The organism is Streptomyces sp. NPDC052042, from assembly GCF_044548345.1.
Taxonomy (GTDB): Bacteria; Actinomycetota; Actinomycetes; order Streptomycetales; family Streptomycetaceae; genus Streptomyces.
Window position 1 is genome coordinate 455,297 of record NZ_JBIUBU010000001.1, and the last position, 24,637, is coordinate 479,933.

Consider the following 24,637-nt stretch of genomic DNA (forward strand, 5'->3'; position numbering starts at 1 on the left):
GTACGGCGGCCGTGGCCGCCGGGCTCAGGCCCCGGCGGCCACTGCGGTCGACCCCCGTACCACCAGATCCGGCTGGAACACGTACTCGGTGCGCTGTACGGGGCTGCCGCCGATCTCCTCCAGCAGGGCGCCCACGGCCGCCCCCGCCATCGCGTGCACGGGCTGGCGCACCGTCGTCAGCGGCGGATCGGTGAAGGCGATCAGCCGCGAGTCGTCGAAGCCCACCACCGACACGTCGCGCGGCACGTGGAGTCCGCGGTCCCGGGCGGCGCGGACCACGCCCAGCGCCATCAGGTCGCTGCCGCAGACGATGCCCGTGCACCCCTGATCGAGCAGCGCGCCCGCCGCCACCTGACCGCCCTCGACGCTGAACAGGGTGGTGCAGACGAGGAGCCCGGCCTCGGTGCGGTCCAGCCCGAGGAGGTCCGCGGCGCACTCGACGAAGCCCTCGCGCTTGCGGCGGGCCGGCACATAGCGCTGCGGGCCGATGGCCAGGCCGACCCTGCGGTGGCCCAGATCGGCGAGGTGGCCGACGGCCATCCGTACGGCCACGGCGTCGTCGGTCGAGACGGACGGGGCGCTGATCCGTTCGTTGTACCCGTTGATCAGGACGAACGGGACGCCGCGTTCGCCGAGCGCGGCGTAGCGGGCCGGGTCGGCCGACAGGTCGGCGTGCAGCCCGGAGAGGAAGACGATCCCGTCGACGCCGCGCTCCACCAACTGCTCGACGAGTTCGTCCTCGGTGGCGCCGCCGGGCATCTGGGTGCAGAGCACCGGGGTGTAGCCGTGCCCGGCCAGGATCTGCTCGATGGACTGCGCGAACGCCGGGAAGACCGGATTGGTGAGTTCCGGTGTCACCAGCCCGATCAGCCCGGCGCTGCGCTGTCGCGGCCGTACGGAGCGTTCGTAGCCCAGGACGTCCAGCGCCGCGAGCACCTTTTGGCGGGTGGTGTCCGCGACGCCGGGCTTCCCGTTGAGCACCCGGCTGACGGTCGCCTCGCTGACCGCCGCCCGCCCGGCGATGTCCGAGAGCCTCGGCGCACCGCCGGTCCCGGGCAGGGAGACCGTCACACCGTCCACCACACCGTGGTGTCGGCGGGCAGGTCGGCCTCGGCGCCGTCGATGGCGACCGGGGCGCTGGACAGCAGGACGTCGCCGCGCACCGGGATGCGGACCGGACGGTCCGTGGTGTTGACGGTGCAGACGAAGCCGGGGCGGGCGAAGACCAGCAGCCCCTCGGGGGCCTGGAGCCACTCCACCGAGTCGCCGGCGCCGAGCCCGGGGTGGGCCCGGCGGGCGGCGATGGCGGCCCGGTACAGCTCCAGGGTGGAGCCGGGGACGCCGGTCTGCGCCTCGACGCTCAGTTCGCCCCAGCCGTCGGGCTGGGGCAGCCAGCTGCCGCCGCTGCCGAAGCCGTACGAGCCGCCGTCGCGGGTCCACGGGATCGGCACCCGGCAGCCGTCGCGGAAGCCGTCCTGGCCCTCCGCCCGGAAGAACGACGGGTCCTGGCGGACCTCGTCGGGCAGGTCGGTGACGTCGGGCAGGCCGAGTTCCTCGCCCTGGTAGACGTAGGCGGATCCGGGCAGTGCCAGCATCAGCAGGGTGGCGGCACGGGCCCGGCGCAGCCCCAGTTCGCGGTCGCCGGGGGTGCGGATCTGGGTGCCGAGGCCGGGCGGGTTGGCGAACCGGGTGGCGTGCCGGGTCACGTCGTGGTTGGAGAGCACCCAGGTGGTGGGGGCGCCGACGGGGCGCATGGCGGCGAGCGAGGTGTCGATCACCCCGCGCAGCGCGGCGGCGTCCCAGTCGGTGGCCAGGTACTGGAAGTTGAACGCCTGGTGCATCTCGTCGGGGCGCACGTAGTGGGCGGTGCGTTCGACGGTGGGGGTCCACGCCTCGGCGACGAGGATGCGCCCTCCCGACGACGGCCCTTCGGCCCCCTTCTTCACCGAGTACTCGTCGAGGATGGTGCGCCAGGAGCGGTAGACCTCGTGGACGCCGTCCTGGTCGAAGAACGGCATGACGTCGTTGCCGAGCAGCTTGAGTTGGTCGCGGCTGCCGATGTCGGGCAGTCCGGGGGCCTTGACGAGGCCGTGGGCGACGTCGACCCGGAAGCCGTCGACGCCCATGTCGAGCCAGAAGCGCAGGATCGAGCGGAACTCGTCGGCGACGGCCGGGTGTTCCCAGTCGAAGTCGGGCTGCTCGGGCGCGAACAGGTGGAGGTACCAGTCGCCGGGGCTGCCGTCCGGGTTCGTGGTCCGGGTCCAGGCGGGGCCGCCGAAGACGGACTCCCAGTCGTTGGGCGGGAGTTCGCCGTGCTCGCCCTTTCCGGGGCGGAAGTGGTAGCGGTCGCGCAGCGCGGAGCCGGGGCCCTCGGCGAGGGCGCGCCGGAACCAGTCGTGGCGGTCGGAGGAGTGGTTGGGCACCAGGTCGACGATGATCCGCAGGCCCAGTTCATGGGCGTCCCGGATCAGCCCGTCGGCGTCCAGCAGGGTGCCGAACATGGGGTCGATGGCGCGGTAGTCGGAGACGTCGTATCCGGCGTCGGCCTGCGGGGAGGCGTAGAACGGGCTGAGCCAGACCGCGTCCACGCCGAGGTCTCTGAGGTACGGGAGCCGGCTGCGTACGCCCGCGAGGTCGCCCATGCCGTCACCGTTGCCGTCGGCGAAGCTCCGTGGGTAGACCTGGTAGATCACCGCGTCCTGCCACCAGCCGTTCTGGTGGGCCGGAGCGTCGGTGGACGGGCCGGTCGAGGGGGCAGCGAGGTGCTGGGTCATGTCGTCCCTGGGGTGTCGGGGTGGGTGCGCCGCCGGGACCGGGTGGGGGTCCTGGCGGTGCGGTGACGTGGTGCGTACGGGGTTGTACGGGGGGCTCGTCGGGGGGCGGAGGCCGTCGGGTGACCCGCGATCGCCCGATCCGGGGTCGCCCGACGGCCTCTCAGCCCTTGACGGCTCCGGCGGACATGCCGGTGACCAGATGGCGCTGGGCGAAGAGGAAGACCAGGGCGGCGGGTATCGCGATGAGCACGGACGCGGCGGTCATCGCCCCCCACTGGGCCCCGTACTGGTTGACGAACAACTGGAGGCCGCCGGCGAGGGTGAGGTTGTCCTCGCCGACCATGAAGGCGGAGGCGTACGCCACCTCGCCCCACGCGGTGATGAAGGAGTAGAACGCGGTGACGGCGAGGCCGGGCTTGGCGAGCGGCAGGACGAGCCGCCAGAAGGTGCCGAACGGGGTGAGGCCGTCGACCTGCCCGGACTCGTCGATCTCGCGCGGGATGGTGTCGAAGAAGCCCTTCATCATCCAGGCGCAGAACGGCACCGAGATGGTGAGGTAGGTGATGACGAGGCCGGCCGGCTGGTTGAGCAGGCCCATGCCGGACATGATGTTGTAGATCGGCACGATGAGGACGGCGACCGGGAACATCTGGGTGACCAGCAGCGTCCACATCAGCCCGCGCTTGCCGGGGAAGCGGAAGCGGCTGACGGCGTAGCCGGTGGAGGCGGCGACGATGACGCCGAGGAGCGTGGTGAGTCCCGCGATGAGCAGGGAGTTGCCGAACCAGGTGAGGAACTTCGTGTTCCGGATCAGGTTCGTGTAGTTCTCGAACGTCGTCTCTTTGAAGAAGTCGGTGGTGGTCGCGTACGCGGCGGGCTTCAGCGAGGTGAGCAGGACCCACAGCACCGGGAAGACGGCGATGACGGACGCGACGACGAGCGTGAGGTGCAGCCCGACGGAGGCGATCGGCGCGCGTTCACCGCGCGGCCGGACCGTGCGGGCGGGACGGCGTTGGGGGGTCGTCGCGGGGGCGGGGGTGGTGGTCACCAGTCGTCTCCCTGGGTGCGGAGGACGCGCCGGTAGACAGCGGCGAAGAGCAGCAGGAGCACGAGGATCAGCACGCCCCAGGTGGAGGACTGCGCGTAGTCGCGCGGGCTGATCTCGAAGGAGAACTTGTACGCCTGGGTGACCAGGATCTGGGTGGCCTCGCCGGGTCCGCCGCGGGTCAGCAGGAAGATCACCGGGAACATGTTGAAGGTCCAGATGGTGGAGAGCAGGACCACCGTCGTGGAGACCGGCCGCAGTCCGGGCAGGGTGATGTGGCGGAACCGCTGCCAGGCGGTGGCGCCGTCCATCTCCGCGGCCTCGTAGTGCTCGGCGGGGATCGACTGCAGACCGCCGAGCAGGGCGACCATCATGAACGGCACGCCGAGCCAGACGTTGACGGCGATGACCGAGAACTTCGCCCAGGCGGGGTCGTTCAGCCAGGGTATGCCGTCGATTCCGGCGCCGGAGAGGATCTTGTTGAGCAGCCCGCGGTCCTCGTTGTAGAGGAACCGCCAGGCGAAGACGGAGACGAAGCCGGGAATGGCCCAGGGCAGGATGAGGGCCATCCGGTACGCGGAGCGCCCGACGATCCTGCGGTTGAGGACGTTGGCGAGGGCCAGGCCGAGGGCGAAGGTGATGGCCACGCAGGAGACCGTCCACACCAGGGTCCACCCGAGCGTGCCGAGGAACTGATCGCCCGTGAGGGCGTCGGCGTAGTTGTCCAGGCCGACGAACTCGTACGTGGCGGGCATGTGGTTGACGCCGATGGAGCGGGCGACGTTGCGTTCGTCGGCGTCGGTCATCGACAGGTAGATCCCGCGGACCAGCGGGTACCCGATGATGACGCCGATCACGACGACGACCGGGGCGACCATGGCCCAGGCGTACCAGTGGGTCGACAGCGCCCGCCGGAGCCTGCTCGGCGGTGGCGGGGGGTTGCCAGTGCCGCGGCTCCGGCCGCGGACGACGTCGTCGTCCGCGGCCCTCGCCACCGACTGGCCGGTGTGGACAGCCATCAGCCGGTCTGCCTTCCTGTTACTTCCAGCCCTTGAGGAGCTTGCGGTAGGAGTCGCCGGTGGTCTTCACGCCCTTCTCCGGCGTGGTCTGGCCGGTGAGGACCTTGGTGTACTCGGTGACGAGCGGGGCGAAGAGGCTGCCGGTCTCGGGGATCCAGGGCCGCTCGACGGCGGTCTCGACGACGGGCTTGAAGAAGCCGACGATCTCGTTGTCGACGACGTCCTTCATGCCGTAGGCGGAGGTGCGGGTCGGCAGGAGGCTCAGTTCCTTGGCGACCTTGGCCTGGGTCTCGGCGGAGGTCATGTACTCGACGAAGGCGTAGGAGGCATCGAGGTTCTTGGAGCCGGCGTAGACGGCCAGGTTGTGACCGCCCTGCGGGGCGCCCTGCGCGGCGGAGCCGGCCGGGACCGGGGCGACACCGAGGTTGGCCTTGTCCTTGAACTCCGCGCCGGCGTAGGTGTCGGCGACGGCCCACGGACCGTTGATGATCATGGCGACCTTGCCGTCCTTGAAGGACGCCTGCATGTTCTCCCAGCCGTCCGTGGCGTCCGTCTTGGCCGCACCCGAGTCGACGAGGTCCTTGACGGCCTTCATCGCCTTGACGCCCTGGGCGTTGTCGATGGTGACGGTCCGGCCGGCGGCGTCGACCATGTCGCCACCCTCGCCGTAGAGGAAGGACAGGAACCAGTACGCGTCGTCACCGCGCAGGTACATACCGGTCTTGCCGGTCTTGTCCTTGATCTTCTTGGCGACGCTCTTCAGCTCCTCGACGGTCCCGGGGACCTCGACGCCGGCCTCCTTGAAGATCTTCTTGTTGTAGAAGATGCCCATGGAGTCGATGACCTGCGGCACCGCGTACGTCTTGTCCTGGTACTTCGTGGACGCGGCGGCCTGCTTCAGGAAGTCGTCCCGGTTCTTCAGCGCGGCCGTGCCGTCGAGCGGGGCGAGGTAGCCGAGGTCGGCGAACTCGGGCGTCCAGGCGACCTCGGAGCGGATGACGTCGGGGGCGTCGGAGCCGGACTGGGCCGCGTTCTTGAACTTGTTCTGCGCGTCGCCGAAGGGCACGTTGACGTAGTTGACGCGGACCTTCGGGTGCTGCTTGGTGAAGCCCTCGGCGAGCTTCTTGAAGACCTTGTCCTCGCTGCCCGCGGTGGAGGTGTCCCACCACGTCACCGTGCCGGACAGTTCGCCCGAGCCCTTGCTCGTGCCGCCGGCCTCGTCGTCGCTGCCGCAGGCGGTCGCCGCGAGCGCCAGGGCCGCGACCAGGGCGGTGGCCGTTATGCCACGTCGCATCTGAACTCCTTCAACTGCCGTACCGCTCCGTCGCGGCGCCGGGTCGACGTGAACGTAACAAGGATGAAAGAAGGCCGAAAGAGTTTGCGGAAATTTTCTGCAAGAACCGACGATCGTTACATTCGCGTGTCCGCACGGTTGCCGTCAAGCCTCTTGACGGAAAGCGTTGAACCCTGCAACGGCGGGGTGCACGAGGTGATCTTGCGGGGTGCCGGTCGGCTCGCGCCCGGCGGACATCGTCCGCAAGTCCTTGCAAGATGTTGCGCCAGGCACCCCCGGACACCGCCGGAACGGCGCTGTCCGCCCGCGCCCGGAACCGGGGTCCGCGCCCGCCGTCGGGGCACCGGGCGGGCGCGGACGTCCGACTCCGGCCGATGGTGGGCAATCCGACATACGCCCGGTACAGTCCACTTCCATGACCGCACGGCTTGCCGATATCGCAACTCAGGCGGGGGTCAGTGAAGCGACGGTCAGCCGTGTACTGAACGGCAAGCCCGGTGTTGCGGCGGCCACCCGCGAATCCGTTCTGGCCGCGCTCGACGTCCTCGGCTACGAGCGTCCCGTACGCCTGCGCAGGCGCAGCGCGGGGCTGGTCGGGCTGATCACGCCCGAACTGGAGAACCCCATCTTCCCCGCGCTGGCGCAGATCATCGGCCAGGCGCTGACCCGGCAGGGTTACACCCCGGTGCTGGCGACCCAGACCCCCGGCGGTTCCACCGAGGACGAGTTGACCGAGATGCTGGTCGAACGCGGCGTCTCCGGCATCATCTTCGTCTCCGGGCTGCACGCCGACACCTCCGCCGACATGCGGCGCTATGAGCAACTGCGCGCCAAGGGCGTCCCGTTCGTCCTCGTCAACGGTTTCTCCCCCATGGTGCGGGCCCCGTTCATCTCACCGGACGACCGGGCCGCGATGCGGCTCGCGGTGACGCACCTGGTGTCGCTGGGGCATCAGCGGATCGGCCTGGCCGTCGGCCCGAAGCGGTTCGTTCCGGTGCTGCGCAAGATCGAGGGCTTCCGCGCGGTCGTACGGGAGCAGTTGGGCGTCGGACCGGACGAGGTGGAGGAGCTGATCCAGCACTCGCTGTTCACCCTGGAGGGCGGACAGGCCGCCGCGTCGGCGCTGATGGAGCGGGGGTGCACGGCGGTGGTGTGCGCGAGCGACATGATGGCGCTCGGCGCGATCAGGGCCGCTCGCCGGATGTCGCTGGAGGTCCCGCGCGATCTGTCGGTGGTCGGTTTCGACGACTCGCCGCTCATAGCGTTCACCGATCCGCCGCTGACCACGATCCGTCAGCCGGTGACGGCGATGGGCCAGGCCGCCGTGCGCACGCTCCTGGAGGAGATCGGCGGCACACCCGCCCCGCACAGCGAGTTCGTCTTCATGCCCGAGCTGGTGGTCCGCGGCTCGACGGCGGCGGGTCCCGGACCGGCCCCTGCCCCGGCGCCGTCCGCCGGGGCGGTTCCGGCACCGCAAGACGGCCCCGTCGGCTCCCCGGCAGGCCCCTGAGAGCCGCGCTTCGCCCCGCACCCTTGGCCCCGGCCCGGCGGGCCTGTTGAATCGACCCCGGCGGCGATGGGCGTTCCGTCCGATGGGAGGATGATCGGGTGGGGGAATCCTTTCTGGCAAACTCTGTGCCCATGGGTGAATCGCGTGTGACGTCACAGGACGGCCGACCGGAGGCCACCCCGTCACCCATCGCGGGGCAGACGGACCCCGTGGGGGGCACGGGGCGGAACACCGGGCGGCGGGAGGGCGGACTTGCGAAGCCGCGTTCCCCGCGTCGCACGTTCCTCTCGCGTACCCCGGATCCCTCGCGCCCTTCGCGCCAAGGGGGGCTCACGGGTTTCGTGCGGGCCTCACGCTCCCCCCGCCGGCCGCGCCTCTGGTTCGAGGTCCTGCTGATCGCGCTCAGTTACTGGGTCTACTCCCTGGTGCGCAACGCCGTACCGGAGCAGAAGGCCCAGGCGCTGCGCAACGCCGACTGGATCTGGTCGGTCGAGAAGCACCTGGGAGTCGCCATCGAGCAGACCGTCAACCATGCGGTGAACTCCGTGACATGGCTGATCGTGTCGATGAACTACTACTACGCGACCCTGCACTTCGTGGTGACCCTCGGCGTGCTGGTATGGCTGTTCCGCCATCACCCCGGCCGGTACGCGGCGGCCAGGCTGACCCTGTTCGCGACCACGGCCGTGGCGCTGCTCGGCTACTACCTCTTCCCGCTGGCACCGCCCCGCCTCATGACCGGCGGCCACTTCATCGACACCGTCCTGGTCCACCACACCTGGGGTTCCATGGCCTCGGGCAACTTCAAGAACATGTCCAACCAGTACGCGGCGATGCCCTCGATGCACATCGGCTGGTCGCTCTGGAGCGGCCTGATCGTCTTCGCGCTCGTCTCCGCGCCCTGGGCCCGCATCCTGGGGCTGCTGTACCCGACGGCCACCCTGGTCGTGATCGTGTCGACCGCCAACCACTTCTGGCTGGACGCGGTGGGCGGCCTGCTGTGCCTGGCGTTCGGCTTCGCCGTCTCGTACGTCTGGTACGGCTCGCTGCCGCACCGCCTCCCCCGGTGGGTGCGGGCACCGGGCGGGACGTCCCTTCCCGGCACCCCGCGCCGGGAAGGGGAGACCGGGGCGGACCTCCCCGTCCCGGACGCCGCGGACGGCGCGGGGAACGTACCGCAGGGCGCGGCGGAGGTGCCGGCCGCCAGATAGCCGACGGGGCGCCGATGCCGCCCGGCGGGACGGCGTTGGGAGCGACCCCGGTCGTCACCGTGAGCGGGGCGGCGGTCGGGACGACGAAGAGGGCGATGTCGGCGGTGCGGAGCGTCCCGGGGACGTCGCGGAGCCGCGCACACCGGTACGGGGCCGCCGCGAGCGTACGCGGGCCCGGTGCGGCGGCCCGGACCCGCGTACGCCGGTGCGGGCCTTGCCGGACCCGTGCACGTCGGTGAAGCCGCCCTCCGGCACCCGCGCGTCACGCCCCGTAGAACCGCTCCTCCATCACCGCCCGCGCCCGCCGGGTGATCCGCCGGTAGTCGTCCAGCATGTCTCCGACATGCCCCGGCTCGTACCCCAGGTACCGTCCCACCGCGGCGAGTTCGCGCGGACCTGACGGGAACGTGTCACCCGGCCGGCCGCGCACCAGCATCACCGCGTTGCGGACCCGCGTCGCCAGCACCCATGCCTCGTCCAGCATCTGCGCGTCCTCCGCCGGGATCAGTCCGGCCGCGCACGCGGCGGCCAGCGCCTCGCGCGTGCGCGTCGTCCGCAGCCCCGGTTCCGACCAGCCGTGCTGCATCTGTGTCAACTGGACCGTCCATTCGACGTCGCTCAGCCCGCCGCGGCCCAGCTTGGTGTGGAGCATGGGGTCCGCGCCGCGCGGCAGCCGCTCGGACTCCATCCGGGCCTTCAGCCGGCGGATCTCCCGGACCGCCTCCTCCCCCAGCCCCTCCATCGGATAGCGCAGCGGATCGATCAACTCGATGAACTCGCGACCCAGCCGCTCATCGCCCGCCACCGGCGCGGCACGCAGCAGGGCCTGGCTCTCCCAGACCAGCGACCAGCGCCGGTAGTAGGCCCCGTACGAAGCCAGCGTGCGCACCAGCGGACCGTTCCTGCCCTCCGGGCGCAGATCGGCATCGATCAGCAACGGCGGGTCTGCGGTGGGGAGTTGGAGCAGTCTGCGCATCTCGGCGACGACCGCCCTCGCGGCCTGTGCCGCCTCCTGCTCGTCGACGCCCTCGCGCGGCGCGTGCACGAACAGCACATCGGCGTCGGAGCCGTAGCCGAGTTCGTGTCCGCCGAACCGGCCCATGCCGATGACCGCGAAACGGGTGGGCAGGGTGTCCCCCCAGTGCGCGCGCACGGCGGCGCGCAGCGCGCCCGCGATGGTGGCGGCGGTCAGATCGGTGACGGCGTCGCCGACCCGGTCGACGAGGGCACCCGGGTCCTGTTCGGCCGGGTGTTCCTCCGTTCCGTACGAGCTGATGAGGTCCGCGGCGGAGGTCCGGAACAGTTCGCGCCGCCGCACCCCGCGCACCGCGGCGACGGCGGACTCGGCGTCGTCCGCGCGCCCCACCGCGGCGAGCACCTCCTGCTCCAGGTGGGCCCGGCCGCGCGGCCGGAGCCCCTGCGGATCGCCGAGGATCGCCACCGCCTCGGGCGCCCGCAGCAGCAGGTCCGGGGCGAGCCGGCCGGCCGAGAGCACCCGGGCGAGGTTCTCCGCAGCCGCGCCCTCGTCCCGCAGCAGCCGCAGGTACCAGGGGGTCTTGCCGAGGGCGTCGGACACCTTGCGGAAGCCGAGCAGACCGGCGTCGGGGTCGGCGGAGTCCGCGAACCAGCCGAGCAGCACCGGCAGCAGGGTGCGCTGGATGGCGGCCTTGCGGGACACCCCGGAGGACAGTGCCTCCAGGTGCCGCAGCGCGGCGGCCGGATCGGCGTATCCGAGCGCTTCGAGCCGGTGCCGGGCCGCCTCGGGGCTGAGCCGGGACTCGCCGGGGGCCAGCTGGGCGACGGCGTCGAGCAGCGGCCGGTAGAACAGCTTCTCGTGGAGCCTGCGCACCACGGACGTATGGCGCCGCCACGTCTGGTTGAGTTCGGTGAGGGGGTCCGTGCGCATCCCGAGGGAGCGTCCCAGCCGCCGCCGGTCCGGTTCGTCCTCCGGGACCAGGTGCGTGCGACGCAGCCGGTAGAGCTGGACGCGGTGTTCCAGGACACGCAGGAAGCGGTACGCGTCGTCGAGCTGCGCGGCGTCCACCCGGCCCACGTAGCCGCCCGCGGCGAGCGCCCGCAGGGCCTCCAGGGTGGTGCCGCTGCGCAGGGTGGTGTCGCTGCGGCCGTGCACCAGTTGGAGCAGCTGCACCGCGAACTCGACGTCCCGCAGCCCGCCGGGGCCGAGCTTGATCTCGCGGTCGACCCGGTCGGCGGGGATGTTGTCGACGACGCGGCGGCGCATCTTCTGCACGTCGGCGACGAAGTTCTCCCGCTCCGCCGCCTGCCAGACGAGCGGGGAGACGGCCTCGACGTACGCCGCGCCCAGGTCGGGGTCCCCGGCCACCGGCCGGGCCTTGAGGAGCGCCTGGAACTCCCAGGTCTTGGCCCAGCGCTGGTAGTACGCGAGGTGCGAGGACAGGGTCCGCACGAGGGGCCCGTTGCGGCCCTCGGGGCGGAGGTTGGCGTCGACGGGCCAGATGGTGCCCTCGACGGTGGTGTCGGAGCAGATGCGCATCATGTGCGCGGCCAGGCGGGTGGCGGCCGGGACGGCGGCGTTCTCGTCGACGCCGTCGGCCGGTTCGGCGACGAAGATGACGTCGACGTCGGAGACGTAGTTCAGCTCATGCCCGCCGCACTTGCCCATGGCGATCACGGCGAGCCGGCAGCGGGAGGCGTCGTCGGGTGCGGCCGTACGGGCGATGGCGAGCGCCGCCCGCAGGGTCGCGATGGCCAGGTCGGCCAGCTCGGCGGCGGTCTCGGCGACGTCCGTCGTGCCGCACACGTCACGCGCCGCGATGGTGAGCAGGCACCGGCGGTACGCGACGCGCAGCGAGTCGGGGTCGACGGCCCCGGCCAGTCCTTGCTCGAACTCGGCGACGCCGGGGTGCAGATCGCTGGCCTCGTAGGTGACGAGCGCGTGCCAGTCGCGCGGGTGGCGGGTCAGATGATCGCCCAGCGCCTCGGACGCCCCGAGGACCCCGAGCAGCCGGTCCCGCAACGGTTTGGCGGTGACGAGGGTGTCCAGCAGGACCTGCCGCTCGTCCGCGTCCTGGGCCTCCACCAACCGGGCGACCCCGCGCAGCGCCAGGTCCGGGTCGGCGGTGGCCCCGAGGGCGTCGAGGAGTACCGGATCGGTGCGTACGGACGACAGGACGGGCAGGTCGAGGAGCCGCTCGGCGGCGGCCGGGTCGGTGAACCCATGCCGCAGCAGTCGGGTGAACGTACTGCTTCTGCGTCCCGGCACCGTCGTCATTTCCGTGCTCTCCCGCTCGCGACCCACACACGATCCAGCGTTCCGAGCCTACGGGCTGTCCCGTTGATCCGTGGCGGACCGGCGCCGTGCACCCGCCGGGGACGACGGGCCGGCCCATGGCCCGCGCCGGTGGATTCGGAGCGGGCCGCGGTCGGCTCAGGGGAGAGACGGGTGGGGGCGGGGAGGCGAGCGGCGGTTCGGCGCGGGGGGAGAAACGGGTGCGGCGCCCGGCCCGTGGGAGCGGCGCGCGGGTGGAGACGGGTAAGCGGCGACAGGCGCAGGGAGACGGGCGGCGGTTCGGCACGCGGGCGCGGGAGAAGCCCCGTGGAGGCGGATGCGCAACATCACAAAGCCCGGTTCAACGCGCGGGTACGGGAGAAACGGGCGCCGTCGAGGCGCCCGGCCGGGTCGCGATGACGACGGTGGCATACAGCTCGTCGGAGGTGACCACGCGCGGGACCAGACCGGCGCGGGCGACGGTCACCTCGGCCCGGGACGCCTGCCGCTCGCTCGCCTCGACCAGGAGGTGCCCGCCGGGGGCGAGCCAGTCCGGGGCCTCGGCGGCGACCCTCCGCAGCACGTCCAGGCCGTCCGCGCCGCCGTCGAGCGCGACGCGCGGTTCATGGAGGCGGGCTTCCGGGGGAAGCAGTTCGACGTCGTCCGTCGGTACGTACGGCACGTTGGCGAGCAGGATCCCCACCCGGCCGCGCAATGGAGCGGGGAGCGGTTCGAAGAGGTCGCCCTCGTGGACCCGTCCCGCGTCACCGACGTTGCGGCGGGCGCAGCGTACGGCGGCCGGTTCGATGTCGGTCGCGTGCAGCTCGATCCCACCCAGGATCGCCGCGAGCGCCGCGCCCAGGGCGCCCGAACCGCAGCAGAGGTCGACGACCACCGCCCCGGGCGCGGCGAGCGCGGCAGCCTGTTCGACCAGGAACTCGGTGCGGCGGCGGGGGACGAAGACGCCGGGGTCCACGGCGACCCGGAGGCCGCCGAACTCGGCCCAGCCGAGGACGTGTTCCAGGGGCAGCCCGGCGGTCCGCCGTTCGACCATGGCGGCGAGTCCGGCGCGGTCGGTGGCCGCGGAGACGAGCAGCTCCGCCTCGTCCTCGGCGAATACGCAGCCGGCGGCGCGGAGTGTGGCGACGATGGAGGAGACGATGTGCGAGGAAACGTGAACCGACATGAAGCGGAGCCTTTCGGGGAAGCCGATGGGCGCTCCGCGCCGGCCCCAGCGCCAAAAGCGGCACTAGGCCGTGTCGACCACGCGGTCGTGCGAAGTGAGCACCCGGTCTGACGCAGCGTTGATGGGTCTCACCTCCTCGGTCGGTCCCGTGCGGGGGCGGATCACACTACCCCAATCGCGATGACGGGACGACTCCTCCTCGTCATGCCGATCGGGCGCACGAATCTGACGCTGCATCACGCCCCCTACGACGAAAGTCGGTTGCCTGACCGTCCGGATCAGGCTTCCCTAAGCTGTCCCTCATGACGGGTGAAGGCGTGGGGCGGGTCGTCGACGGCCGGTTCGAGCTGCTGGAGCGGCTCGGGGGCGGCGGAATGGGTCTGGTGTGGCGGGCGCGCGACATGGAACTCCACCGGGACGTGGCGCTGAAGGAGGTGCGTCCGCCCGACCCGCGGTTCGCCGAGAGCCCGACGAGGGAGGCGGCGGTGCTGCGGGAGCGCGTCCTGCGCGAGGCGCGTGCCCTCGCCAGGCTCCGGCATCCGCAGGTGGTGACCATCTTTCATATCGTCACCGGTGAGGAGGCCGCGTTCCCCTGGCTCGTGATGGAACTGGTCCCGGGCGGTTCGCTGGCGGACCGGCTGAAGCAAGGCCCGCTCCCGCCGGCCGGGGCCGCCCGGCTGGGCAGGGGGCTGCTCTCGGGGCTGCGGGCGGCGCACTCCGCGGGCATCCTGCACCGGGACGTGAAGCCGGCCAATGTGCTGATGAGGGAGGACGGAAGCCCGGTCCTCACCGACTTCGGTATCGCCGCGCTGAGCGAGCTGACCGCCCTGACCAGTGCGGGCGCCCTCATCGGTTCGCCCGAGTACATCGCCCCGGAGCGCATCCGGGGGCAGGAGGGCGACCCGTCCTCGGACCTCTGGTCGCTCGGGATGCTCCTGTACGTGGCGGTGGAGGGCGCGCATCCGCTGCACAGGGGCACGGTCCTGGCGACCCTCGCCGCGGTTCTGGACGAATCCGTTCCGGCCCCCACCCGCGCCGGCCCGCTCACCGGCGTGCTGACCGCGCTGCTGAGCCGTGACCCCGGGGACCGCCCGGACACCGGCGAACTGGACCGGCTGCTCGCGGAGGCCGAGGCACGGGCGGAGACCGAGGCCGGCCCCCGGCCTGGCACAAAGACCGCGCCCCGGCCCGGCACCGGAGCCGGCACACGGCCCGACACGGAAGGGGCGGCACCGGACGGCCCAGGGGCGACAGTGGGCTCGCGGACGGCAGCGGCCGCCCCGGCACCCCGGCCGGACGCCGCACCGAAACGGGCTCCCGGGCGGGCCTCGCAGCCGCCCGAACCCGGCCCCGCACCGGCGGCACCCGGGTATCCCGACATGACGACCCGCTCGGCCCCCGCCCCCGCCGCACCGCCGCCCGCCGACTCGGAGCCGCGCGCCGAACCAGCGAGCGCCCCCGCCCCGGAGGACCGGGCCGCGAAGCAACCGCCGGACGCCGAACCCGAGGACCGGGCGACGAAGCAACCACCGGACGCCGAACCGGAACGCGCCGACACCTCTTCCCGGCCGCGCCGCCGCCGTATCGTCCGGAAGCTCATCGGGGTGGCCGCCGCGCTGGCGCTCGTCGCCGCCGCGGTGAACTACCTGCCCGGCCTGCTGGCCGAGGCCAGGGACCGGGGGACCTCGGTCATCGGCATCGGGCCGCAGCAGTCGGACGACTACCTCTTCACGCCGAAGGGGGTGCGCGAGGCGATAACGAAGCTGAAGCCGATGACCGGGAGCAGCACCGTCTCCAGCATGAGCTCGCACGGCAGTCATCTGACGATCGCCGCGCCGCGCAAGGACAACCCGGAGGTCATGCACTGGTACAGCTACCGGGATGGCAAGGCGTCGGACGACGGCCCGGCGGGCGTCGTCAAGCAACCGCCCGCCCTCGCGCTGGAGGCATTCGACTGGGACCTGCTGCCCGCGCTGTGGCGCGAGGCCCAAAACGGGCTGGGCATCAAGAACGCCGAGGCGAGCCATATGATCCTGCACCGCAATCCGGACACCGGGCTCGAACTGACGCTGTACGTCCGCGACGACTACGGCAGCGCGTGGATGAAGGCGGACAACAAGGGGAGGACCATCTACCGCAGTCCCCGGGAGACCGTGAACAAGAACTGACCCACGTCCATCCTTTGACTGCTCCCTCCCTTCAGTGAAGGGAGGGATTTCTGACTCAGGCAGTCGGCTGCTGGAGGCCGCCGCCGCCCGAGCCCCGCACGCACCGGCCGCGCCCGCCTACAGCACCGGCAGCAGGGCCTTCAGTTCGAAGGCGGTGACCTCGCTGCGGTACTCCTCCCACTCCTGCTTCTTGTTGCGCAGGAAGAAGTCGAAGACGTGCTCACCGAGCGTCTCGGCAACCAGCTCGCTCTTCTCCATCAGCGAGATCGCCTCGCCCAGGTTCTGCGGCAGCGGCTCGATGCCCATCGCGCGGCGCTCCGCGTCGGACAGGGCCCACACGTCGTCGTCCGCGCCGGCCGGGAGTTCGTAACCCTCCTCGACGCCCTTGAGGCCCGCGGCGAGCAGGACCGCGTAGGTCAGGTAGGGGTTGGCACCGGAGTCGATGGAGCGGACCTCGACGCGGGCGGAGCCGGTCTTGCCCGGCTTGTACATGGGGACGCGGATGAGCGCGGAGCGGTTGTTGTGGCCCCAGCAGATGTACGAGGGGGCCTCGCCGCCGGCGCCCGCGGCGCGGGAGGAGCCGCCCCAGATGCGCTTGTAGGAGTTGACCCACTGGTTGGTCACGGCGGAGATCTCCGCGGCGTGGGTGAGCAGGCCGGCGATGAACGAACGGCCGATCTTGGAGAGTTGGTACTCGGCGCCGGACTCGTAGAAGGCGTTGCGGTCGCCCTCGAAGAGCGAGAGGTGCGTGTGCATGCCCGAGCCGGGGTGCTCGGAGAACGGCTTGGGCATGAACGTCGCCTGTACGCCCTGCTCCAGCGCCACCTGCTTCATCACCAGCCGGAACGTCATGATGTTGTCGGCGGTGGAGAGCGCGTCCGCGTACCGCAGGTCGATCTCCTGCTGACCGGGAGCGCCCTCGTGGTGGCTGAACTCGACCGAGATGCCCATGGATTCGAGCATGGTGATCGCCTGGCGGCGGAAGTCCATACCGACGTTCTGCGGGGTGTGGTCGAAGTAGCCGGAGTTGTCGGCGGGGGTGGGGCGGCTGCCGTCGACGGGCTTGTCCTTCAGCAGGAAGAACTCGATCTCCGGATGGGTGTAGAAGGTGAAGCCCAGGTCGGATGTCTTGGCGAGCATCCGCTTCAGGACGTAGCGCGGGTCGGCGAAGGACGGCGAGCCGTCGGGCATCAGGATGTCGCAGAACATCCGGGCCGTGCCGGGGGCCTCCGCGCGCCACGGCAGGATCTGGAAGGTCCCGGGGTCGGGTTTGGCGATCATGTCGGATTCGTACACCCGGGCGAAGCCCTCGATGGCAGATCCGTCGAAGCCGATTCCCTCGTCAAACGCCTGTTCCAGTTCGGCGGGGGCCACGGCGACGGACTTGAGGTAGCCGAGGACGTCGGTGAACCACAGCCGTACGAAGCGGATATCGCGCTCCTCAAGCGTCCTGAGGACGAATTCCTGCTGCTTGTTCATAGCCACATCCTTGCAGTTCAGACGGTCCGTGCACCACCGCCCGGGGTAGGGGGGAGCTCCAGTATCTCGGCCCGGGATTTCACCCAGATTACGCACACGGAGGGCGAGGGAGCACCCGGCTGCCCGCTACGATCTGCGGCCATGGCATGCGTGGGGTGGAGCCGCTCGGCGACGCCCTCGGGCGTGCCGGTTCACCAGCCCTCACCGCTTTCCCGATCCTCTCCTCATCCGTCTTTTCCGATCTTCTTCTTTCCGTCCCTTCCCGCCTCTTCGCAGAAGGACCTGACGACATGAGCCTCGTCCCCCGGATCCGGCCCGAACAGACGCACGAAGCCGACCGCCCGCGTGACCGCCGCAGCCGTATCGCGGCCATAGGCCTGAGCGTCCTGGTGGTCGTCGGCGTGGCCGGTTTCGGCTCGTACGCGCTGCTGGACAGGTCCGAGGCCTCGGAGAACGAGCGGAGTGTCCGGGCGGACGACGCCAAGGCGCCCGCGCCGGACCGGAACGGACCGGGGCCGAGGCCGGACGGTCCGGGGCAAAACGGGGCCGCCGACGACTCGATCCCGGGGCTGAGGACGTGGGACGCCTCGAAACTGACCCGCAATCACGTCTCCGGGCCCGTCGCGTACCCGATGAAGCCTCCGGTCGGCGGTGACCACAACCCCGTGTGGATGAACTGCGACGGCGAGGTGTACGAGAAGGCCGTCCCCGACGAGAACGCCGTGCACTCGCTGGAACACGGAGCGGTGTGGGTGACGTACACGGGCGGGGCCGCGGACGCCGATGTCGCGAGGCTCGCCGAGCGCGTCGGCAGGACGCCGTACTCGCTGATGAGCCCGTACGAGGGGCAGGCCGGCGCGATCATGCTGACCGCCTGGGGCAACCAGGTGACGGTGGACGGCGCCGACGACCCGCGGGTCGACCGGTTCTTCTCGCGGTTCGTGCAGGGGCCGCAGACGCCCGAACCCGGCGCGACGTGCTCGGGCGGGCGGGGGGCGGCCCGGTGACCGGGGCCCGGCGCGGTCGGCGCGCGGCGTGGGTGGCGGCCTGTGCCGGAGCGCTCGCGCTGCTGTGCGCGGGGGCGGTCGCGGTCGCCTCCGCCCGGGGCGACGGGGCGCGGGAGGCCGGGGAGGGGGGCGCCACCCCGGCCGCCCATGCCGCCGCCCCGCCCGTGCCCGCGGCGGACTCCGCGGACGCCGGGTTCGCCCGGGACATGGCGGTCCACCATCAGCAGGCTGTGGAGATGTCCTTCATCGTGCGCGACCGCACGAAGGACGAGGAGGTGCGCCTCCTCGCGTACGACATCGCCAACACGCAGGCCAACCAGCGGGGCATGCTGCTCGGCTGGCTGGACCTGTGGGAGCTGCCGAAGACGACCCCCGGCGGCCGGGAACCGATGGCCTGGATGGCGGACGGCCACGCCGGGCACGCGGGCCACGGCACGCCCGGCGGCCCCGCGGCGGACGGCTCGCACGGCACGACGGGGGCCGGGCACCGGCCCGCCGACGGCTCCCTCATGCCCGGCATGGCCACCCGGGCGGAACTGGACCGGCTCCGCGCGGCGGGCGGCAGGGATGCCGAGGTCCGGTACCTCCGGCTGATGACCGACCACCACCGCAGCGGTGTCGACATGGCCCGCGGCTGCGTCCGGCTCTGCACGGTCGCGGCGGAGAAACGGCTGGCCCAGGGGATGGTGGAGGCTCAGCGGTCCGAGATGGACGCGATGGCCGAGATGCTGAGGGCGCGAGGGGCCGAGCCCCCGTCCTGAACGGTGGCCGAACAGCCCCTTCCGGGCCCTTGGTGCACTCGAACGGGCGACAGCGGTCGCGGGCGCCGAACGGGCGTACGACGATGGAAGCTCTCGGGAGTGAACGGCATGCCCGTCGGCACGCAGGAGGAATCCCCCATGACCACTGCGAAGGACATCATGCACACCGGGGCCACCTGGATCCCCGCGCACGAGACGCTCGACCGGGCCGCGCAGATGATGCGCGAGCACCACGTGGGCGCCCTGCCCATCTCGGCCAGTGGCGAACAGGACCGGATGATCGGCATCCTCACCGACCGCGACATCGTGATCGGCTGTGTGGCGGAGGGGCGCGATCCGGCGAGGGTGACCGCGGGCGACCTCGCCCACGGCACCCCGCGCTGGATCGACTCCGACGCGAGCGTGGACATGGTCCTGGAGGAAATGCAGACCCATCAGATCCGCCGGCTTCCGGTGGTCGAGAACAAGAAGCTGGTCGGCATGATCAGCGAAGCCGACCTGGCGCGGCACCTCACCGACGAGCAGCTCGCCTGCTGGATGGAGAAGGTGTACGCCCGCAGCTGACCAGGGCACGCGCCCCGGCCTCGCGCCCGACGGCCCGGCACCCCGCCCGACGGGGTCGCCGGGCCGCCGCGTGCCGTGCGCCGTTCCCGCCGGACCGCCCGCCCGGGCCGGACCGGCCGGACCAGGCCGGACCGTCCGCCCGACGGGCCCCGTGAACACCCAGGCGATACGTTTCCGCATCGGTCCGGGCGCCTCCACGGGCGGGACATACCCAACCGGGGTAAGGTGCCCGACATGACTCTGAGTAGATGCGCGACATACGGACAGTTGTCCCTGTTCGTGGTGCTGCTCATCGGGATCGCCCGCCTCCTCGCGGGTGTCGCGGCGCGGATGCCGCCGATGCCGTGGCCGGTCCCCCGGCCCGGCACTGCCCCGCGCGCCCGGACGTCGGTGCTGCACATATAGGAGGGGCGCCTCCCCCTCCCCCAGCAGCCCCATACCGACGACCTCTCGAGGTGCTCTCCGCCATGCGCACTCCACCCACCCGACGCGCCGTGCTCGGTGCGGCCGCCGCCACCGCCGGTACGGCGGTCCTGGCCTCCTGCTCCGGCGATTCCGACCCGGCCCGCAGCGCCCCGGAGCCCAGCGGTGCGCATGCCGGAGGTCCGGAGCCCGGCGGCGCGAACCACGGAACCCCCCACCGTGGCGGGCGCGAGGACGAGTACGTCTCCCCCGACGGCAAGGAGGTCGCCGCGGCCGAGGCCCGACGGCGCTCGGGCCCCCTCCGGAAGATCCGCCTCACCGCCACCCCGTCCCGCCTGGACCTGGGCGGCGGCCTCGTCGTCGGCTCCTGGGCCTACGAGGCCCGGCTGCCCGGCCGGGAGCTGCGGTTCACGGTGGGCGACAACGTGGCGCTCACCCTCGCCAACCACCTCCCGGAGGCGACCACGCTGCACTGGCACGGCCTCAACGTGCGCAACGACATGGACGGCGTCCCCGACCTGACCCAACGCCCCATCAAGCCGGGCGCGGAGTTCCTCTACCGCTTCAAGGTGCCGCACCCGGGGACGTACTGGTTCCATCCGCACACCGGCGTCCAGCAGGACCGCGGGCTGTACGCACCCCTGATCGTGGAGGACCCGAAGGAGACGCTCAAGTACGACAAGGAATGGGTGGTCGTCCTGGACGACTGGGTCGACGGGGTGGACGGTTCCACCCCGGACGCGGTTCTCGACGAGCTGAGCGGCGGCCGGGGCGGAATGGACCACAGCGGGAAGCGCCGCGGCTCCATGGAGCGCGCCGACCGGGCGGACGAGTCCGACGGGGAGGACCGGAGAGACGAGACGGATGGCAAGAACGACACGGACCACACCCGGCACGATGGCTCCACCAAGCCGGCCGGACGGCGCTCCGGCCCCTCGCGGATCATGCGGCACGGCTTCAGCCCACTGCTCAACAGCCACGGCGGCAACGTCGACTACCCGTACTACCTGATCAACGGCCGCGTGCCGAAGTCCCCCAGCTCCTTCCAGGCCAAGCCCGGCGACCGCATCCGGCTGCGCATCATCAACGCGGGCGGCGACACCGCCTTCCGGGTCGCGCTCGGCGGCCACCGGATGACGATCACCCACACCGACGGCTACCCGGTCAAGCACACCGCGACGGACGCCCTGCTGCTGGGCATGGGCGAGCGCTACGACGTGATCGTCACCGCCAAGGACGGGATCTTCCCGCTGACCGCGCTCGCGGAGGGGAAGCGGGCGACGGCGCTGGCGCTGCTGCGCACCGGGACGGGCACGGCGCCCGCCGCCTCCGTACGGCCCAAGGAGCTGAACGGGAAGCTGGTGGAGGCCACGCAGTTGTCGCCGCACCCCTCCATGGCCCTGCCGGCCCGGAAGCCGGACCGGACCATCCGGTACAAGCTGACCGGCACGATGAAGGCCTACGACTGGGGTTTCGACCACGAGGCGTACGCCCCCGACCGCCGGCGCCCGGTCAGGGCGGGCGAACGGGTCCGGCTGGAGTTCTACAACATCACCTCGATGTGGCACCCCATCCATCTGCACGGGCACTCGTTCAACCTGGTGGGACCGGCGGGGCCGCCGCACCGCGCGTCCCGTCGGCGCGAACCCGAGTGGGCCCGCAAGGACACCGCGATCGTCCGGCCGAACAGTTCGATCGCGTTGGAGTTCCAGGCGGACAATCCGGGCCTGTGGATGCTCCACTGCCACAACATCTACCACTCGGACGTGGGCATGATGACGGTCCTCGGCTACCTCCGCTGACCTCCTGCGGCGCCCCGGCCCCGGCGGGGCGCGCGGGCACCGCCGTGCTCCCCCGCCGGGACATCGCGTCAGTCAGACGATTACACTGGTGCGCGTGCCTCAACTACGCCTCGCACTGAATCAGATCGACTCGACCGTCGGTGATCTCTCCGGCAACACCGAGGCGATCGTCCACTGGACCCGGCACTCCGCCGAACAGGGCGCCCATCTGGTGGCGTTCCCCGAGATGATGCTGACCGGCTACCCCGTCGAGGACCTGGCGCTGCGTTCGTCCTTCGTCGATGCCTCGCGCCGGGCGCTGCACGCGCTCGCCGCCCAGCTCGACGCGGAGGGGCTCGGGGAGCTGCCGGTCCTCGTCGGCTACCTCGACCGTTCTGAGACGGCCCAGCCGCGCTACGGCCAGCCGGCCGGCGCCCCGCAGAACGCCGCTGCCGTACTGCACCGCGGGCGGGTCGCGCTGGCCTTCGCCAAACACCACCTCCCCAACTACGGCGTGTTCGACGAGTTCCGCTACTTCGTGCCGGGCGACTCGATGCCGGTGGTACGGGTGCACGGCGTGGACGTGGCGCTGGCGATCTGCGAGGACCTCTGGCAGGACGGCGGCCGGGTACCGGCCGCGCGGGCGGCGGGCGCCGGGCTGCTGCTGTCGATCAACGCCTCTCCGTACGAGCGGGACAAGGACGACACCCGGCTGGAACTGGTCCGCAAGCGGGCCCAGGAGGCCGGCTGCACGACCGCGTACCTCGCGATGATCGGCGGCCAGGACGAGCTGGTGTTCGACGGCGACTCCATCGTCGTCGACCGCGACGGCGAGGTGATCGCCCGCGCCCCGCAGTTCGCCGAGGGCTGCGTGGTCCTCGACCTGGACCTGCCGGCCGCCGCGACCGGTGACGCGGCGGCGTCCGGTGTGGTGAACGACGGCTTGAGGATCGACCGCCTGGTGCTCTCCGAGGACCCCCTCCCGGCGTACGAGCCGGAGCTGACCGGGGGGTACGCCGAGCGGCTCGACGACGACGAGGAGCTGTACTCGGCGCTGGTCGTGGGGCTGCGCGCGTACGCCGCGAAGAACGGTTTCCGCAGTGTGCTGATCGGGCTGTCCGGCGGGATCGACTCGGCACTGGTCGCGGCCATCGCCTGCGACGCGCTGGGGGCGCAGAACGTGTACGGCGTCTCGATGCCGTCGAAGTACTCCTCGGACCACTCCAAGGGCGACGCGGCCGAGCTGGCCCGCCGCACCGGGCTGAACTTCCGCACGGTGCCGATCGAGCCGATGTTCGACGCGTACATGGGCTCGCTGGGGCTCGCCGGTCTGGCCGAGGAGAACCTCCAGTCCCGGCTGCGCGGCACGACGCTGATGGCCGTCTCCAACCAGGAGGGCCACATCGTCCTCGCCCCGGGCAACAAGTCCGAGCTGGCGGTCGGCTACTCGACGCTGTACGGCGACTCGGTCGGGGCGTACGGGCCGATCAAGGACGTCTACAAGACATCGGTCTTCCGGCTCGCGAAGTGGCGCAACCGCGCCGCCGAGGAGCGCGGGCAGACCCCGCCGATCCCGGAGTCGTCCATCACCAAGCCGCCCAGCGCCGAGCTGCGCCCGGACCAGGTGGACACGGACTCGCTGCCCGACTACGAGGTGCTGGACCGGATCCTGGAGCTGTACGTCGACCGGGACCGGGGTCTGGCCGACATCGTCGCCGCCGGGTTCGACGAGGCACTGGTGGCGAGGACCCTGCGGATGGTGGACACGGCGGAGTACAAGCGGCGGCAGTACCCGCCGGGCACGAAGATCTCCCCGAAGGGCTTCGGCAAGGACCGCCGGCTGCCGATCACCAACCGGTGGCGCGAGTCGGTCTGAGCGGCGCGACGGCGGCCCCGCCGCCGTCGGTCGGTCGTCTGTCGGCCGGTCGTCTGTCGGCGGACAGCGGAAAGCGGAATGCATCGGTGGCCCCGATGGCCGGTCGCGGCCGTCGGGGCCGTCCCGTCCTCGTCCGCACGGGCGGATCCTCGCCCCGGGCCTCCGCCCGTCCGATGCCCGCGCGGGGCCGGTCGCCGCGCTGCCCGCCCCCGGTCGGCCGGGGCGAGTGGCCGGCGGCGGGTACACGTCAGAGCCGGACGCGCGCCGCGATGGGGAGGTGGTCGCTGTCCGTCGCCGGGAGCGTCCACGACGACACCGGCTCGATGCCCCTCACCAGGATCTGGTCGATCCTCGCCATGGGGAAGGACGCGGGCCAGCTGAAGCCGAAGCCGTCGCCCGCCGCGCCCTGGGTGGACCGCAGTTGCGAGGTGACCGCGTTGAGCGAGCGGTCGTTCATCGTGCCGTTCAGGTCGCCGAGCAGGATCACCCGGTCGAGCCGTTCGTCCGCGATGGCCTCGCCCAGGGTGTCGGCGCTGTAGTCGCGCTGGTTGGCGGTGAACCCGGCGTGCAGTTTGACCCGCACGGACGGCAGGTGGGCCACATAGACGGCGACGTCCCCCCCGGGCGTCGTCACCGTGGCGCGCAGCGCCCGGGGCCAGCCCATCTTGATGTCGACCGGCCGGGCGTCGCGCATCGGATGCTTGCTCCACAGGCCGACGGTCCCCTGCACCGAGTGGTACGGGTAGCGGTCGGCGAGCGCCGCCTCGTACTTCGCCACCTCGTGGTCCGGCAGCTCCTCCAGGGCGATGACGTCGGCGCCGGAGCCCGCGACCTGACGGGCGGTGCCCACGGGGTCGGGGTTGTCGGCGTTGACGTTGTGGGTGGCCACGGTGAGGTCGCCGCCCTCGGCCGACTTGCCGGTGAGCAGTCCGCCGAACAGGTTGAGCCAGACCGCGACCGGCAGCAGCAGGGCGATCAGCGCGGTCGCCGAACGCCGCACCAGGGCCAGGACCAGCAGCAGCGGGACGAGGAGGCCGATCCACGGCAGGAAGGTCTCGGTGAGGCTGCCCAGGTTGCCGACGGCGTTCGGGATCTGGGCGTGGAAGACCATCACCAGGGTCACCAGGACGGAGCAGACCGCCAGGACCACCCCGCGCCGCCAGACGCCTCTGGCCCGGCTCCACCGATCGCGCAGATCCCGGACGCGCGGCCCGGTGCTCCCCGGTTCCGTACGGTCGTTGCCGGTGTCCGCTCCGTACGCCTGCACCATCGCGCTGTCCTCACTGCCT

General features: G+C 71.8%; 18 protein-coding genes. 9 read left to right on the plus strand and 9 right to left on the minus strand.

The features are described from left to right. Positions 1-24 precede the first annotated feature (24 nt). The 5 genes from ACIHCL_RS01995 to ACIHCL_RS02015 form a co-directional block, all read right to left on the minus strand. Positions 25-1,083, minus strand: a complete 1,059-nt coding sequence (locus ACIHCL_RS01995; RefSeq protein WP_399855842.1) for a LacI family DNA-binding transcriptional regulator — start codon at positions 1,081-1,083, stop codon at positions 25-27. Continuing rightward, the gene (locus tag ACIHCL_RS02000; protein ID WP_399855845.1) at positions 1,068-2,774 is read right to left on the minus strand and encodes a glycoside hydrolase family 13 protein; all 1,707 of its coding nucleotides are present in this window, start codon (positions 2,772-2,774) and stop codon (positions 1,068-1,070) included. The genes ACIHCL_RS01995 and ACIHCL_RS02000 overlap by 16 nt, the downstream gene beginning before the upstream one ends. A gap of 160 nt (positions 2,775-2,934) precedes the next feature. Continuing rightward, complete coding sequence (locus ACIHCL_RS02005) at positions 2,935-3,822, minus strand: sugar ABC transporter permease (RefSeq protein WP_399855848.1); 888 nt, start codon at positions 3,820-3,822, stop codon at positions 2,935-2,937. Beyond that, the gene (locus ACIHCL_RS02010) at positions 3,819-4,838 is read right to left on the minus strand and encodes a carbohydrate ABC transporter permease (RefSeq protein WP_399855850.1); all 1,020 of its coding nucleotides are present in this window, start codon (positions 4,836-4,838) and stop codon (positions 3,819-3,821) included. Before ACIHCL_RS02010 ends, ACIHCL_RS02005 begins: the two co-directional genes overlap by 4 nt. A gap of 19 nt (positions 4,839-4,857) precedes the next feature. Next, positions 4,858-6,132: an extracellular solute-binding protein gene (locus ACIHCL_RS02015; RefSeq protein WP_399855853.1), complete on the minus strand. Its 1,275-nt coding sequence runs from the start codon at positions 6,130-6,132 to the stop codon at positions 4,858-4,860. A gap of 415 nt (positions 6,133-6,547) precedes the next feature. Between ACIHCL_RS02015 and ACIHCL_RS02020 the strand changes: the two genes are divergently transcribed. After that, positions 6,548-7,642: a LacI family DNA-binding transcriptional regulator gene (locus ACIHCL_RS02020; RefSeq protein WP_399855857.1), complete on the plus strand. Its 1,095-nt coding sequence runs from the start codon at positions 6,548-6,550 to the stop codon at positions 7,640-7,642. Between the two features lie 131 nt (positions 7,643-7,773). Then, on the plus strand, positions 7,774-8,853 hold the full coding sequence (locus ACIHCL_RS02025) for a phosphatase PAP2 family protein (protein ID WP_399855860.1): 1,080 nt from the start codon (positions 7,774-7,776) through the stop codon (positions 8,851-8,853). A 262-nt stretch (positions 8,854-9,115) separates the two neighbouring features. On the opposite strand, the gene ACIHCL_RS02030 is transcribed toward ACIHCL_RS02025, so the two are convergent. Both ACIHCL_RS02030 and ACIHCL_RS02035 read right to left on the minus strand, forming a co-directional pair. Further along, on the minus strand, positions 9,116-12,106 hold the full coding sequence (locus ACIHCL_RS02030; protein WP_399855863.1) for a bifunctional [glutamine synthetase] adenylyltransferase/[glutamine synthetase]-adenylyl-L-tyrosine phosphorylase: 2,991 nt from the start codon (positions 12,104-12,106) through the stop codon (positions 9,116-9,118). A 358-nt stretch (positions 12,107-12,464) separates the two neighbouring features. Beyond that, on the minus strand, positions 12,465-13,289 hold the full coding sequence (locus ACIHCL_RS02035; protein WP_399855866.1) for a putative protein N(5)-glutamine methyltransferase: 825 nt from the start codon (positions 13,287-13,289) through the stop codon (positions 12,465-12,467). Between the two features lie 302 nt (positions 13,290-13,591). On the opposite strand from ACIHCL_RS02035, the gene ACIHCL_RS02040 reads away from it, so the two are divergent. After that, positions 13,592-15,457, plus strand: coding sequence for a serine/threonine-protein kinase (locus tag ACIHCL_RS02040; RefSeq protein ID WP_399855869.1), 1,866 nt, complete (start codon positions 13,592-13,594; stop codon positions 15,455-15,457). A gap of 117 nt (positions 15,458-15,574) precedes the next feature. Here ACIHCL_RS02040 and glnA read toward each other — a convergent pair whose 3' ends face one another. After that, positions 15,575-16,936: a type I glutamate--ammonia ligase gene (gene glnA / locus ACIHCL_RS02045; RefSeq protein WP_399855871.1), complete on the minus strand. Its 1,362-nt coding sequence runs from the start codon at positions 16,934-16,936 to the stop codon at positions 15,575-15,577. A 290-nt stretch (positions 16,937-17,226) separates the two neighbouring features. Here glnA and ACIHCL_RS02050 point away from each other — a divergent pair, with 290 nt between their 5' ends. From ACIHCL_RS02050 to ACIHCL_RS02075, 6 genes are all read left to right on the plus strand, one after another. After that, positions 17,227-17,943 carry a DUF3105 domain-containing protein gene (locus ACIHCL_RS02050; protein ID WP_399855874.1) on the plus strand — a complete coding sequence of 239 codons (717 nt, stop codon included), beginning with the start codon at positions 17,227-17,229 and terminating at the stop codon, positions 17,941-17,943. Continuing rightward, a complete protein-coding gene (locus ACIHCL_RS02055; RefSeq protein WP_399855876.1) occupies positions 17,940-18,704 on the plus strand; it encodes a DUF305 domain-containing protein in 765 nt (254 codons plus the stop codon). The genes ACIHCL_RS02050 and ACIHCL_RS02055 overlap by 4 nt, the downstream gene beginning before the upstream one ends. Positions 18,705-18,842: 138 nt before the next feature. After that, a complete protein-coding gene (locus ACIHCL_RS02060; RefSeq protein ID WP_399855878.1) occupies positions 18,843-19,268 on the plus strand; it encodes a CBS domain-containing protein in 426 nt (141 codons plus the stop codon). Positions 19,269-19,502: 234 nt separating this feature from the next. Next, positions 19,503-19,673: a hypothetical protein gene (locus ACIHCL_RS02065; RefSeq protein ID WP_399855881.1), complete on the plus strand. Its 171-nt coding sequence runs from the start codon at positions 19,503-19,505 to the stop codon at positions 19,671-19,673. Positions 19,674-19,735: 62 nt separating this feature from the next. Next, entirely contained in the window at positions 19,736-21,493 is a 1,758-nt protein-coding gene (locus ACIHCL_RS02070) for a multicopper oxidase family protein (RefSeq protein WP_399855883.1), read from the plus strand. A 94-nt stretch (positions 21,494-21,587) separates the two neighbouring features. After that, on the plus strand, positions 21,588-23,348 hold the full coding sequence (locus ACIHCL_RS02075; protein ID WP_399855885.1) for an NAD+ synthase: 1,761 nt from the start codon (positions 21,588-21,590) through the stop codon (positions 23,346-23,348). A gap of 247 nt (positions 23,349-23,595) precedes the next feature. Here ACIHCL_RS02075 and ACIHCL_RS02080 read toward each other — a convergent pair whose 3' ends face one another. Beyond that, positions 23,596-24,618, minus strand: coding sequence for an endonuclease/exonuclease/phosphatase family protein (locus tag ACIHCL_RS02080; RefSeq protein WP_399855887.1), 1,023 nt, complete (start codon positions 24,616-24,618; stop codon positions 23,596-23,598). Positions 24,619-24,637: the final 19 nt, after the last annotated feature.

Coding starts and splice junctions, on each gene's coding strand:
- ACIHCL_RS02000 (WP_399855845.1), bottom strand. CDS start 2,774: ATGACCCAGCACCTCGCTGCCCCCTCGACCGGCCCGTCCACCGACGCT.
- ACIHCL_RS02010 (WP_399855850.1), bottom strand. CDS start 4,838: ATGGCTGTCCACACCGGCCAGTCGGTGGCGAGGGCCGCGGACGACGAC.
- ACIHCL_RS02015 (WP_399855853.1), bottom strand. CDS start 6,132: ATGCGACGTGGCATAACGGCCACCGCCCTGGTCGCGGCCCTGGCGCTC.
- ACIHCL_RS02020 (WP_399855857.1), top strand. CDS start 6,548: ATGACCGCACGGCTTGCCGATATCGCAACTCAGGCGGGGGTCAGTGAA.
- ACIHCL_RS02025 (WP_399855860.1), top strand. CDS start 7,774: ATGGGTGAATCGCGTGTGACGTCACAGGACGGCCGACCGGAGGCCACC.
- ACIHCL_RS02030 (WP_399855863.1), bottom strand. CDS start 12,106: ATGACGACGGTGCCGGGACGCAGAAGCAGTACGTTCACCCGACTGCTG.
- ACIHCL_RS02035 (WP_399855866.1), bottom strand. CDS start 13,289: ATGTCGGTTCACGTTTCCTCGCACATCGTCTCCTCCATCGTCGCCACA.
- ACIHCL_RS02040 (WP_399855869.1), top strand. CDS start 13,592: ATGACGGGTGAAGGCGTGGGGCGGGTCGTCGACGGCCGGTTCGAGCTG.
- glnA (WP_399855871.1), bottom strand. CDS start 16,936: ATGAACAAGCAGCAGGAATTCGTCCTCAGGACGCTTGAGGAGCGCGAT.
- ACIHCL_RS02050 (WP_399855874.1), top strand. CDS start 17,227: ATGAGCCTCGTCCCCCGGATCCGGCCCGAACAGACGCACGAAGCCGAC.
- ACIHCL_RS02060 (WP_399855878.1), top strand. CDS start 18,843: ATGACCACTGCGAAGGACATCATGCACACCGGGGCCACCTGGATCCCC.
- ACIHCL_RS02065 (WP_399855881.1), top strand. CDS start 19,503: ATGACTCTGAGTAGATGCGCGACATACGGACAGTTGTCCCTGTTCGTG.
- ACIHCL_RS02070 (WP_399855883.1), top strand. CDS start 19,736: ATGCGCACTCCACCCACCCGACGCGCCGTGCTCGGTGCGGCCGCCGCC.
- ACIHCL_RS02080 (WP_399855887.1), bottom strand. CDS start 24,618: ATGGTGCAGGCGTACGGAGCGGACACCGGCAACGACCGTACGGAACCG.